Origin of the sequence: Aeromonas sanarellii, from assembly GCF_000820085.1 — a bacterium.
In the GTDB taxonomy this organism is placed as follows: Bacteria; Pseudomonadota; Gammaproteobacteria; order Enterobacterales; family Aeromonadaceae; genus Aeromonas; species Aeromonas sanarellii.
Genome location: NZ_CDBN01000038.1, coordinates 77,605 through 89,292, shown reverse-complemented (window position 1 = coordinate 89,292; position 11,688 = coordinate 77,605). Strand labels below are relative to the sequence as shown.

Below are 11,688 nucleotides of genomic sequence, written 5' to 3'. Positions count from 1 at the left end.
GTCAGATCTCATCCGGCGTGCGCAGGTTGGTGACTTGGATGCGCTCGCCGCGCTTGCGATCCTTCTCGGCCTGCATCTGGGGACGGTAGATCCCCTGATCGCCGACCACCCAGGAGAGGGGACGGCGCTCCTTGCCGATGGAGTCCTGCAACAGCATCAGGGCCTGCAGGAAGGCCTCGGGACGGGGCGGGCAGCCCGGGATGTAGACGTCGACCGGCAGGAACTTGTCGACACCCTGAACGACCGAGTAGATGTCATACATGCCGCCCGAGTTGGCGCATGCTCCCATGGAGATGACCCACTTGGGTTCGAGCAACTGCTCATAGAGTCGCTGGATGACGGGGGCCATCTTGATGAAGGGGGTACCGGCGATCACCATGAAGTCCGCCTGACGGGGCGAGGCGCGAATGACTTCGGCACCGAAACGGGCCACGTCGTGGGGGGAGGTGAAGGCGGTACACATCTCCACATAGCAGCAGGAGATGCCGAAGTTGTAGGGCCAGAGGGAGTTCTTGCGGCCCCAGTTGACGGTGTCTTGCAGCACCTCTTCGAGACGCCCGATCATGATGCCGCGGGTCGCTTGCTGCGCCAGTGGATCATCGACGGTCTGGCGCTGTTCCTGGGGGTAGCGCTCGACGGGCGCATCCGGGTCAATCCGGGTCAGGGTGTACTTCATGGTGCAACCTCAAAGAGATAATCGGTAGTTCAGTCTGGTTTCTTGTCAGTCAGGACACGCTTCTTCGGGGCCCAGTCGAGGGCGCCGATGCGCCACAGGTAGATGAGGCCTACCAGCAGCAAGGTGATGAAGATGGTGGCTTCGATGAAGCCGACCCAGCCGCTCTCGCGCACGGAGACGGACCAGGCAAACAGGTAGAGCGCCTCGACATCGAAGATGACGAAGAACATGGCGACCAGATAAAACTTGGCGGAGAAGCGCAGGCGGGCGTTGCCGACAGAATCCACCCCGGATTCGAAGGGTTTGTTCTTGGCTCGACCATAGGCTCGCCCCCCCAGCAAGGCTGCCAGGCCTATCATGGTCAGGCAGATACAGATGGCGCCAATGATGTAGACAGCAAAAGCCCAATGCTGGACGGCAATATCAGCAAACATATAGGTTTTTCCCTAACCAAATTAATCATGTGACTTAACAAGGGTGTTACGTAGTATGCCACTTTCGTACTGATTTACATGTCATTTCAAAGGATTAATTATTAATCACCAAGATGAAAATCTGGTTTTGCTAGCGGGGTCAAGTTTCCCATTTGAGAGTCATTTTCAATAACGACCATGAGGTGCGGGAAATCGCGAGAACGTTTGAAAAATAAACTAATCAGCGCAAATGAAAGACCCCGCCAGGGCGGGGTCTGTTGTCAGGGGGTGAGGAGGGGAAGCGCCTGTTCGGCGGCCTTGCCCTGGGAGAGCACTATTTCCACCCGCCGGTTGGCCTGGCGGTGGGCCGGGGTGTCGTTGGGATAGCGGGGCTGGGTGTCGGCCACACCCTGGGCGATGACCCGGCGGGAGTCGAGCTTGGGGTTGGTCAGCAGGGTGTGGACTATGGTGGCGGCCCGCAGCACCGAGAGCTCCCAGTTGTTGCGGTAGAGTTCCACCGGGGCCTGGGAGTTGTCGGTGTGGCCGGTGACCACCACCATGCCGGGGATGTCCGCCAGCACGTCGGAGACCTTGTTGACCAGGGGGATGAACTGGGGCTGCAGGAAGGCCGAATCCGCCGGGAACAGGGTCTTCTCGCCGATGCGGATCACCAGCTGGCTGCCGAGCTGCTCCACCTCGATCTCCTTGGACTCGATCTGGCTCTTTAGCTGCTGCTCCAGCTTCTGCTTGGTGCTGGTGGTCCAGTCCTGCTCCTTGGTCTTGTGCGGCCAGGATTCGGTCGCGCTGGGTTTCTCGGACGCGCCTATGGTCTCGTTGAAGGGATCGGCGGCCGACGCGGGGGCCTCCGTCTCGAGCACCTTCTCCTTGTCGGAGGTCCCCGGCGTAGTCTTGGACTCGGGCTCCAGGATGCCGGTTCCCCCCTGCATCACGGGGGAGCCCGCGGGCAGGGAGATGAGGCCTATCTTGCCGAGGGATTCGATAAAGCCCTGGATCAGCACCCGGGTCTCCGACTGCTTGGCCATGGCGAAGGAGTAGAGCACCACGAACAGGGCGAACAGCAGGGTCATGAAGTCGGCGTAGGAGACCAGCCAGCGCTCATGGTTCTCCGGCGCCTCAGCCTTTTTCTTTTTCGCCACCATGGCCTCCGAGGTAGGGTTCAAGGGTCACTTGCAGCCGCTGCTGTGACTCGCCGTCCACGATGCAGAGGATGCCGGTCAGGGTCATCTCCTTGTAGTGGCGGATCTGGTGGGCGAAGCCCTTGTAGCGGTTGCCAAAGGGCAGGAAGATCAGGTTGGCGGCGCCCACCCCGTAGATGGTGGCGATGAAGGCCACCGCAATGGCGCCCCCCAGCTTGTCCGGCGCATCCAGCAGCCCCATGGCGTGAATGAGGCCGAACACGGCCCCGACGATCCCCATGGTCGGGCAGTAGCCCCCCATGGCCTCGTAGAATTTGACGGTCTGCTCGAGATCTTCCTGCTCGAACTCGATCTCGTTTTCCAGCACCTCGTGGATCTTGGTCTTCTCGTAACCATCCACCATCATCTGGACCCCCTTCTGCAGGAAGGGATCCTTGATGTCGTCGATCATCCCCTCCAGCGCCAGCATGCCGCTGCGCCGTGCGTTGCCCGCGAGGGTCTCGAGCAGCTGGGCCTGCTCCAGCATGTCGAGGCGCAGGGGAGAGATGAGCCACTTGAAGCGTTTGAAGGTTTTGCCGACGACCGAGAAGGGGAATTGAGTCAGCGCCGCCCCCACGGTCCCGCCGATGACGATAAGAAAGGCGGGCAGATCGAGCAGGGCGCTGGGATGTCCCCCTTCGATGATGTTGCCGCCCAGGATGGCAGCCAGGGCCAGCAGCAGACCAATCAGACTCATTTGTCCATATCCTATGCGATGTGTGTGGCTAGTGTAGCTATTTAACTATCAGTTTTTCAAAACGATATCCAATCGGTGAGCAAATATCCGGGGGGCTGCACCGACAGGGGGACACCTCCCTGTGTCGGCCAGAACGGGAAGATCATAAGGGCAGGAAAACGAGGATGACGGGCTTGTCCATCGGGCGCGATGGGGCGAGGGCGGGCTTGTGCCGCGCTGGAAAGCGAAAGGGGGGTTGTGGACTGCGTTTTGAGGCCAGTCGCCTTGCCCGCACCCGATGAGGGGGCTGGCTTTCCCCTTGCGGCATTTGCGGGCAGGCCGGTGTGGAAAGCAAAAAACCGACCCTGAGGTCGGTTCTTTATAATCTGGTGCTGGGTCGGGATTGACTCGCGCCGTCCCTGGCGCTCGCCCTGCGGGCAGCCTGCGGCTGTCCAAGGGGGCTGTCCTGCCCCCTTGTCGAACCAGGGTTAGAACCGAGCCGCCCATCACCGGACAAAGTAAAAGGGCCTGTCTTGCGACAGGCCCTTTTACTTTATTTGGCGGTGAGGGAGGGATTCGAACCCTCGATACGTTGCCGTATACACACTTTCCAGGCGTGCTCCTTCAGCCACTCGGACACCTCACCAAATTTTCGCTCACAGCGCCGTTGCGCCGGAACGGGGCGTAATGTAGGGGAAAGCGGGATTGGGGTCAATCATTTTTCCCCTTATTTTTCATCATCTTTATCGAATGCCTATCCCTTGAGCAGAATGCCGGTTTTTTAAACCCGATCAGGGTTTATCCAGGATGATCAGGCTGTCGGGCAGCTCGTTCTGATCCCGGGTGGCGGGGAAGGCATCGGTCAGGATGGCGCTGGTGCGCTCCACACATTCGAGGAAACCCTGCTCGACCTCCTTGTTGCGCACCCGTACCACGAAGTCGTCAATGATCTGCTGCCACTGGGCGTTGTCGATGTGCTGGGCGATGCCGTCATCCACCAGGATCTCCACGTAGTGCTCCGCCACCGAGACGAAGATCAGCACCCCGAGCCGGTCGCGGGTGCGGTGCAGCCCCTGTTCGACGAATTGCAGGCGGGCCATCAGGGCGGCGCGGTGCTGACGCACCTTCTTGGGAATGAGCCGCATCTTGATGGGGGTCCAGTGGAACAGCAGGCTCAGCAGCAGCCAGACCGACCACTGCACCAGCAGGATCTCGTACCAGCCAAGCCAGAAGCCGAGCTGGAACACCAGCAGGGGGGTGAGCATGGCCAGCAGGGCGGCCCACAGGGTCGGAATATAGCGATAGCCGTCGCTGGCGGGGGCCAGCACTGTGACCAGTTCGGCGTCCGTGGCGAGCTCTGCCTGTCGCACCCTGGCCTGCAAGGTGTGGAAAAACTGTTTCGAAATCATTGTGTTGTCTCTTGCTCCCTGATTACCAACCGCCGGAGGCACCGCCGCCGCCAAAACTGCCGCCGCCGCCACTGAAACCGCCACCACCGCCAGAGCGGCCGCCAAAGGAGCCGGCACCGAATCCACCGGCCAGGTAGGCGGCGCGGCGACGACCGCGGCCGCCACCTCCACCCCCCCCGCGCAGGTGGTGCAGCACTATCATCGCAATCACCACCAGGATGAAGAGCCAGGGGCCGCCCGGCTTATCCTCCTTGCTGGCGTTGTCCACGGGCTGATACTCCCCGGCCAGGGCCTGCATGATGCCCTGGCTGCCGTAGACGATGCCGGCCACCATGTCGCCGCGCTTGAAGGCCGGCAGGATCCGGGTCTGGATGATGTTGGCGGCGATGGCATCGGGTAGGGCCCCTTCCAGGCCATACCCCACCTCGATGCGCACCTTGCGCTCGTCCTGGGCGATGAGCAGCAGGACGCCGTTGTCCTTGCCCTTCTGGCCGATCCCCCAGTGACGACCAAGCTGGTAGCCGTACTCCTCTATTGTCTCGCCATCCAGGCTGTCGATGGAGACCACCACCAGCTGGATGCCGCTGCGCTGCTCGAAGGCGGCCAGTTGCTGGGTGAGCTGGTGGGCCTGCTTGCGGGACATCAGGTTGGCCTCGTCCACCACTCGCCCGGTGAGGGGCGGGAAGTCGGGGGCGGCCTGCAGTGTCGAGGCAAAGAGCAGCAGGCAGAGCGCCAGCCAGCGTTTCATCTGGTTCATTGGAAGCTGACCTTGGGCGCCTCATCGGTGCCGGGTTTGGCGCTGAACGTGGGTTTGGCCTCCAGATCCGAGTAGAGCAGCTTGGACCAGATGACCCCGGGGAAGGTGCGGATCTCGGTATTGAACTGGCGCACCGCTTCTATGTAGTCCCGCCTGGCCACCGCGATGCGGTTCTCGGTACCCTCCAACTGGGCCTGCAGGGTGAGGAATTGCTGATCGGCCTTCAGATCCGGGTAGCGCTCGACCACCACCATCAGGCGGGAGAGGGCGCTGGAGAGCTGATCCTGGGCGGCCTCGAACGCCTTGAGCTGGGAAGGGTCGCTCACCTGCACGCTGCCGACCCGGGCACGGGCATCGGTCACCGCCTTCAGGGTCTCCTGCTCGTGGCTGGCGTACCCCTTGACGGTGGCCACCAGGTTGGGAATGAGGTCGGCCCGGCGCTGGTACTGGTTCTCCACCTGGCCCCAGCTCGCCTTGACCTGCTCGTCCAGGGTCGGAATGGTGTTCACGCCGCAGCCGGTCAAGCCCAGCAGCAGGGTCAGGGTCAGCAGGACGCGGGTGCTCCGCTGCCAGAGTGAAGTGGCCATCTTGTTGTTCTCCATTGAGATTTTTAGCGGATATCGGCTCACCATAACAGTTTGTGGTCAGCCCTCACAACGCCTGGGCAGCACGGGGGCGCGGTAGCTCATCGACACCTTGGGCAACTGGGGCTTGTCCTTGAGCCAGGAGGCCAGCTCCTCCCCGCAGCCGTTGCCGGGGGGGATGGGGGCCTGGGGCTGGCAGTCCGGGCTGTTCGCCGGGCAGCGCAGGCGCACGTGAAAGTGGCTGAAGTGGCCGACCCAGGGGCGCAGCTTGGCGACCCAGGATTCACCGGGGACCTGCTTGCACACCTCGGCCTTGATGACGGGGTTGACGAAGATGCGCGCCACCTCGGGGCGATCGGCCGCGAGGCGCAGCAGGTTGAGCTGCCGCGGGCCGAATCGGCCGGGCAGCATCCGGTAGCTGGGCTCGTCGATCAGCGCCCACTCCCTGGGGGCATCCTGCTCCCATTTGCTGATGGGCCTGTCGGCCATCCGGAACCAGATGTCCGCATCGAGGCCGGTCTGGTGGCTGCGATGGCCAGAGGTGAAGGGGCCCCCCAGCATCATGGCGAGATCGGCGATGTAGAGATCCGGCATGCCGGCCAGCCGGGTCCGGTTCGCCAGCTCCTGCAGGTAGTGAATGAGATCCGGGTGGCCGTAATAGCGCAGCCGCTTGCTGCGGATCACCTGATAGCCAGGGCCTTCGAGCGGCAGGGCCACGGCATTTCTCAGGCAGCCGGCCGAGTAGCCGCCGATGGCTTCGGCATAGAGTGCGCTGGTGGTGAACAGCAGGGCGGTGGCGAACATGGGACTCCCGGGGATGGCGCCCTGTGCGGGCTCAGACAGCCCCAAGCATACCAAGAGTGCCTGCCGGCCGTCATCCGCGCCGCGCATCGGTTGCAACGCGCGGGCCGGCTCGCGCACAATGCGCGGCAACGCGAAACGGCATGGCCGTTTGCATCACATGAGGAGAAGGACACATGAGAGTCAGCGAGCTGGCGACGCAGGAGAACGTGAACTGGCTGATGCCTCCGGCCCGGCGCTTCTACGGGGTCATGAGCGTCTTGTTGCTGGCGAGCCTGGGCACAGTAGTGGCCGCGCTCTGGCTGGGTTATCCCGACATGGGGCTGCTGCCCTGGGTGGGGCTGGTGTTTGGCGGCATAGTGCTGGTGATGATGGCGTTGCCGCGCAACTGGCAGCGGTGGCGGCTGGCGGAGCTCGCCTGGGATGAGAGCCACCTCTATCTGCTCAACGGCGGCGAGGACAGGGCGCTGGCCCTGCCCAGAGCTGCGCTGGTGGCCATGGTGCGGGAGCGCAAGGTGGGTCACGACGGCCAGTGGCTCGATGTCAGCCTGGATCTGGGGCTGGATGACGAGGCCCTGGCCGAGGCCACCGCCTTGCTGGGGCTGACCCGGGAGGGCACCCACGAGGTGGCCCCCGGGGTCTATCGTTTCGGCTTCAAGCGGGCGTGGCACGGTCGCCGTGCGCTGGACAGGCTGCTGGCCACCCTGCACCCGGCCTGACTATTTTCTCGACAATTCAACCCAAAGCTCAGATACTGCCTCTGATCCGATTTGATCTTTTCTGCTCCGATAGTCCAAGAGATCAACCACTTGGAATGCGAAGCGGGAAGTGCCACGGCATGATGCCATGGCGGGTCCGGCGGGGGGTTGTGCCCTTACTCCCTGATCGGTGGATGCATAGACAAGGCACCTTGAATCGAGAGTGGATGGCATGAAGATTTACGTAGGTAATCTGTCGTACCGGATGACGGCCGACGAACTGACAACCGTGTTCAGCCAATTTGGGCAGGTAGACAAGGTCGATATCATCATCGACCGGGATACCGGTCAGTCCAAGGGTTTTGGCTTCATTGAAATGCCTGTCAACGGGGATGCCGAGAAGGCCATCGCCGGGCTGCATGGCACCGAGGTCGGCGGCCGCACCATCACGGTCAATCAGGCCAAACCGAAGACAGATGCACCCCGTGGTCGCCCCCAGCGCCATCGTTGAATCGTCTCGATAACGGAAAACGGCATGGATTGCTCCATGCCGTTTTTGTTTTCACTGCTCTCTGGCGACATCAGGGCACATCGTACCCCAGGGCCGCCTTGCGGATGCGGAACCACTGCTGACGGCTGAGCTGGATGGACTCGGCCGCCACGGCGGCGGCGATCCGCTCCCGCTTGCCCGAGCCGATGAGCGGCAGCGGCTGGCTCGGCAGCATCATCACCCAGGCGTAGACCACCTGCTCGATATGCTGGGCGCCCACTTCCTGTCTGATCTGCTCGAGCTCTGCGCGCAGGGCGCCATAGGCGGGATCGTTGAACAGTCGCCCGCCGCCGAGGCAGGACCAGGCCATGGGCTTGATACGCAGCTGCTGGCACTGATCCAGGGCGCCATCCAGGGTGCCTTCCTGATGCAGCGGCGAGATCTCCAGCTGGTTGGTGACCAGGGGGAAGGGCAGGCGGGACTGCAGCAGCGCGAACTGGTGGGGCGTGAAGTTGGAGACCCCGGCGTGCTTGATCTTGCCCGCCTGCTTGAGCGCGATGAAGGCCTCGGCCACCTCGTCGGCGTTCATCAGGGGGTCGGGGCGGTGGATCAGCAGCAGATCCAGGTGATCGGTGCCGAGTTTTTGCAGGGAGGCCTCGGCGCTGGCGATGATGTGCGCCTTGCCGGTGTTGTAGTGGTTGAGGGCGTGCGCCGGGTTGGCGGTGAGGGCGATGCCGCACTTGCTGACGATTTCCATCTTGTGGCGCAGGGAGGGCTCCAGACGCAAGGCATGGCCAAAGGCCTCCTCGCACTGGTAGCCGCCGTAGATATCGGCGTGATCTATGGTGGTGACCCCGAGGTCCAGGTGGTATTTCATCAGATCCAGCAGGGCGGCCGGGGAGAGCTGCCACTCCATCAGGCGCCAGTAGCCCATGATGAGGCGGGAGAAGGTGGGGCCCTGATCGTGCAAGGCGAGGCGGGATACGGACATGGTGACTCCTCTACGGATAACGAGACGACAACGAAAGGGACAAAGAATATTGCCAGCATCTTGGTCTCTTCCGGCGGACAAGGCAATAATGCCCCCTGCGTGAATTCGAACTATGGTTCTGAGTCTCCCAGGGGGCCGGCATGACGGAGAGAGTGTGATGGAAGGATTTGCCGCCAGGCTGCAGAGCCTGATCGGGGAGGGCAGCGTGAGCGCCTTCGCCCGCAAGGTGGGGCTGAGCGAGGCCCTGATCCGCAAATATCTGAAGGGGGCCGAGCCCGGCCTTGGCAAGGCGAACCAGATCGCCATGGGGGCCAACTGCTCCCTGGAGTGGCTCGCCACCGGTTGCGGCTACCTCTATCGCCAGGCCGAGGTGGTGGACAGGGACGCGCTGGCGGCGGCGGGGACCCTGGTGCAGGAGAAACACCCCGGGCAGCCGATGCCGGACGAGGATCAGCTGGTGACCCTGCTCGCCTACTACCAGTTCCTGCGCAGCCACAAGCAGGCGGACGGTTTTCTGGATCTGGCGCGGGCGCGGGAATTCGGTCGCCATCTGGCGGAGGCCTGAGCCCGGGGGCTGCGTGCGGCAACCCGCCATTCTTCTGATACCCTCTAAGCAGTGAACAAATCCAAGGACACGCAGATGAGCTATCTGATCCTGGGCAGTGGCGGGTTGGGGATCGCGCTGGCCCATGAGCTCGCCAGGCGGGGCGACGAGTGGCTGCTGGCGGGCAGGCAGTTGCCCAAGGGGCTGGATCCCGCCTGTTACTTCCCGCTGCAGGAGGTGGACCCGCTCTCCTTCGAGGCCCTGTTCACCCTCTATGACGGGGACTCCCTGCCCACAGTGGTGATCAACACCATAGGCCTGCTGCACGATCTCGCCCACATGCCGGAGCGGCGGGTGGAGGAGGTGGAGCCGGGGTGGCTCTGCGAGAGCCTGCAGGCCAATGCCTGGCCCCACCTGGCCCTGGGGGCCAGCCTGAGCAGGCTGATGACGTCCGAGAGCCGGCTCTGGCTCTGCACCCTCTCCGATCTGGCGGGCAGCCTGGGGGCCGCCCATCAGGAGCCCATGCGCCGCTACAGCTACCGGATGAGCAAGGCCGCCCTCAACATGGGATCCCGGATCCTGGCGGGGGAGTGGGCCGAACGTTTTCCGGGGGCCGGCGTCATCACTGTGCACCCCGGGCTCATGGATACCCCCATGCAACAGCCCTTCCGCCAGGAGACGGATCCGGCCCTGCTGCAGGATCCCGCCCTGGTGGCCCCTCGGCTGCTGGATCTCATCGGCACCCTCACCCCGTCCCAGTCCGGCAGCTTCTTGGATCTGCAGGGCCAACCGCTGCCCTGGTAGACCGCCGGGCTCACATTCCCGCCTCCCGTTTCTTGCCAGTCGGGTCCCGGCTGGTTAATGTCATCGTCCTGCATCAGGAGGATGACATGCGCTATATCGATTTACGAAGTGATACCGTGACCCAGCCCACGGAGGCCATGCGCCAGAGCATGCTGCATGCCGAGGTGGGCGATGATGTCTACGGGGAAGATCCCAGCATCAACGCGCTGGAGCGCCGGGGGGCCGAACTGCTCGGCAAGGAGGCGGCCCTGTTCGTGCCATCCGGCACCATGTCCAACCTGCTGGCCATGATGAGCCACTGCCAGCGCGGGGAAGGGGCCGTGCTAGGAGCGGCTTCCCACATCTATCGCTACGAGGCGCAGGGCTCCGCGGTGCTGGGCTCGGTGGCGCTGCAATCCGTCCCCATGCAGGCGGACGGGACCCTGGCACTCGAGGACGTGCGGGCTGCCATCGCGCCCGACGACGCCCACTTCGTCCAGACGCGCCTGGTCTGCCTCGAGAATACCCATAACGGCAAGGTGCTGCCCCTGCACTACCTGCACGCCATGCGCGAGTTCGTCGACGAGCACGGCCTGGCGCTGCACCTGGACGGCGCCCGCCTGTTCAATGCGGTGGTGGCGAGCGGGGAGCCGGTGGCGGCCATCGCGGCCCCCTTCGACAGCATCTCCGTCTGCCTCTCCAAGGGGCTGGGGGCACCGGTCGGTTCCCTGCTGGTGGGCTCCCATGCCTTCATCGCGCGGGCCAGGCGGCTGCGCAAGATGCTGGGGGGCGGCATGCGCCAGGGAGGGATCCTGGCCCAGGCGGCCCTGTTCGCCCTGGATCAGCACGTGTCCCGGCTGGCGGACGATCACCGCCGCGCCAGGCGCCTGGCGCAGGGGCTGGCCGCCCTGCCGGGCATAGAGCTCAGTGGCGGTGAGGTGCAGACCAACATGGTGTTCCTGCGCCTGGCGAAGGGGGAGAGTGCAGAGCTGCTCGCCTTCATGAAGGAGCGCGGCATCCTCTTCTCCGGCTACGGGGAACTCAGGCTGGTCACCCACCTGCAGATCACCGACGACGACATCGACGAGGTGATCGACGCGTTCACCGAGTTTGTGAGCGACTGAGTGCGGTCACCACCATACAACAAGGGCGCCTGATGGCGCCCTTGTTGTGGTCGTTCCGCGGGATCAGCCCTGGCGTTGGCCTGTGATCAGCATGGCCTCGTCGGTGGCGTCGTAGATCATCACGGCAAGGTGGGTGACCTCTCCGGTGAAGTCGGCCAGGGGGACCAGGGTCAGGTTCTGGTACATGTAGGGGGCCGAGCCCGTGATGGGGCGGTAGTTGGAGAAGCGCAGCAGATAGGGGCGCTGCTCCCAGGTGCTGAAGGCCCGGTTGTTGAGCTTGAACACCATGTTGGCCTTGCGTTCGAACCAGGCCTTGTCCACGTCGGGGAAGAGCGCGAACAGTCCCTGATCGCGCACCTCGCCGGCCAGCCGGCCGCTGTGGCTCTCCATGAAGCCGTTCCACACCTGGATCCTGTACTCCCTGTCGAGCACGACCAGCCCCACGTCCAGGTTCTGGACTATGTTCATCAGCCAATGAAATTCCCGAATTTCCATGGTCACTCCTGGTGGTTGTGCCTGGGTTGATGGTTGCTGCCGCCGGGGAGC

At 63.6% G+C, this 11,688-nt stretch carries 15 protein-coding genes and 1 tRNA gene; 5 read left to right on the top strand and 11 right to left on the bottom strand.

All coding sequences use genetic code 11. The features are described from left to right. Position 1: 1 nt before the first annotated feature. The 9 genes from BN1132_RS07815 to mepA all read right to left on the bottom strand — a co-directional run bounded on the left by BN1132_RS07815 (position 2) and on the right by mepA (position 6,515). Positions 2 to 676: a NuoB/complex I 20 kDa subunit family protein gene (locus BN1132_RS07815; RefSeq protein WP_042076564.1), complete on the bottom strand. Its 675-nt coding sequence runs from the start codon at positions 674 to 676 to the stop codon at positions 2 to 4. 29 nt (positions 677 to 705) lie between these two features. Further along, positions 706 to 1,110: an NADH-quinone oxidoreductase subunit A gene (locus BN1132_RS07810; protein WP_042076561.1), complete on the bottom strand. Its 405-nt coding sequence runs from the start codon at positions 1,108 to 1,110 to the stop codon at positions 706 to 708. 260 nt (positions 1,111 to 1,370) lie between these two features. Next, positions 1,371 to 2,249 (bottom strand): flagellar motor protein MotB, encoded by an 879-nt coding sequence (locus BN1132_RS07805; protein WP_042076559.1) that lies wholly within the window; start codon positions 2,247 to 2,249, stop codon positions 1,371 to 1,373. Continuing rightward, the gene (locus BN1132_RS07800) at positions 2,224 to 2,982 is read right to left on the bottom strand and encodes a flagellar motor protein (RefSeq protein ID WP_042076558.1); all 759 of its coding nucleotides are present in this window, start codon (positions 2,980 to 2,982) and stop codon (positions 2,224 to 2,226) included. Before BN1132_RS07800 ends, BN1132_RS07805 begins: the two co-directional genes overlap by 26 nt. Positions 2,983 to 3,519: 537 nt before the next feature. Beyond that, positions 3,520 to 3,607 (bottom strand) — tRNA-Ser (locus BN1132_RS07795). A 145-nt stretch (positions 3,608 to 3,752) separates the two neighbouring features. Beyond that, the gene (locus BN1132_RS07790) at positions 3,753 to 4,370 is read right to left on the bottom strand and encodes a TPM domain-containing protein (protein ID WP_042076556.1); all 618 of its coding nucleotides are present in this window, start codon (positions 4,368 to 4,370) and stop codon (positions 3,753 to 3,755) included. Positions 4,371 to 4,392: 22 nt separating this feature from the next. Continuing rightward, a complete protein-coding gene (locus BN1132_RS07785; protein ID WP_042076553.1) occupies positions 4,393 to 5,127 on the bottom strand; it encodes a TPM domain-containing protein in 735 nt (244 codons plus the stop codon). Further along, entirely contained in the window at positions 5,124 to 5,729 is a 606-nt protein-coding gene (locus BN1132_RS07780) for a LemA family protein (RefSeq protein ID WP_042076550.1), read from the bottom strand. The genes BN1132_RS07785 and BN1132_RS07780 overlap by 4 nt, the downstream gene beginning before the upstream one ends. 42 nt (positions 5,730 to 5,771) lie before the next feature. Next, a complete protein-coding gene (gene mepA / locus BN1132_RS07775; protein WP_042076547.1) occupies positions 5,772 to 6,515 on the bottom strand; it encodes a penicillin-insensitive murein endopeptidase in 744 nt (247 codons plus the stop codon). A gap of 173 nt (positions 6,516 to 6,688) precedes the next feature. On the opposite strand from mepA, the gene BN1132_RS07770 reads away from it, so the two are divergent. Both BN1132_RS07770 and BN1132_RS07765 read left to right on the top strand, forming a co-directional pair. Continuing rightward, a complete protein-coding gene (locus BN1132_RS07770) occupies positions 6,689 to 7,231 on the top strand; it encodes a hypothetical protein (RefSeq protein WP_042076546.1) in 543 nt (180 codons plus the stop codon). Between the two features lie 211 nt (positions 7,232 to 7,442). Continuing rightward, positions 7,443 to 7,721, top strand: coding sequence for an RNA recognition motif domain-containing protein (locus BN1132_RS07765; protein ID WP_167335702.1), 279 nt, complete (start codon positions 7,443 to 7,445; stop codon positions 7,719 to 7,721). 70 nt (positions 7,722 to 7,791) lie between these two features. Here BN1132_RS07765 and BN1132_RS07760 read toward each other — a convergent pair whose 3' ends face one another. Further along, the gene (locus tag BN1132_RS07760) at positions 7,792 to 8,691 is read right to left on the bottom strand and encodes an aldo/keto reductase (RefSeq protein WP_042076542.1); all 900 of its coding nucleotides are present in this window, start codon (positions 8,689 to 8,691) and stop codon (positions 7,792 to 7,794) included. 157 nt (positions 8,692 to 8,848) lie between these two features. On the opposite strand from BN1132_RS07760, the gene BN1132_RS07755 reads away from it, so the two are divergent. The 3 genes from BN1132_RS07755 (at position 8,849) to ltaE (ending at position 11,142) form a co-directional block, all read left to right on the top strand. Beyond that, positions 8,849 to 9,256 carry a transcriptional regulator gene (locus tag BN1132_RS07755; protein ID WP_042076539.1) on the top strand — a complete coding sequence of 136 codons (408 nt, stop codon included), beginning with the start codon at positions 8,849 to 8,851 and terminating at the stop codon, positions 9,254 to 9,256. A gap of 75 nt (positions 9,257 to 9,331) precedes the next feature. Beyond that, positions 9,332 to 10,039 carry a Rossmann-fold NAD(P)-binding domain-containing protein gene (locus BN1132_RS07750; RefSeq protein ID WP_042076537.1) on the top strand — a complete coding sequence of 236 codons (708 nt, stop codon included), beginning with the start codon at positions 9,332 to 9,334 and terminating at the stop codon, positions 10,037 to 10,039. 86 nt (positions 10,040 to 10,125) lie between these two features. Beyond that, positions 10,126 to 11,142 carry a low-specificity L-threonine aldolase gene (gene ltaE / locus BN1132_RS07745; protein WP_042076536.1) on the top strand — a complete coding sequence of 339 codons (1,017 nt, stop codon included), beginning with the start codon at positions 10,126 to 10,128 and terminating at the stop codon, positions 11,140 to 11,142. A 63-nt stretch (positions 11,143 to 11,205) separates the two neighbouring features. On the opposite strand, the gene BN1132_RS07740 is transcribed toward ltaE, so the two are convergent. Further along, complete coding sequence (locus tag BN1132_RS07740; protein WP_042076534.1) at positions 11,206 to 11,637, bottom strand: PAS domain-containing protein; 432 nt, start codon at positions 11,635 to 11,637, stop codon at positions 11,206 to 11,208. Positions 11,638 to 11,688 lie beyond the last annotated feature (51 nt).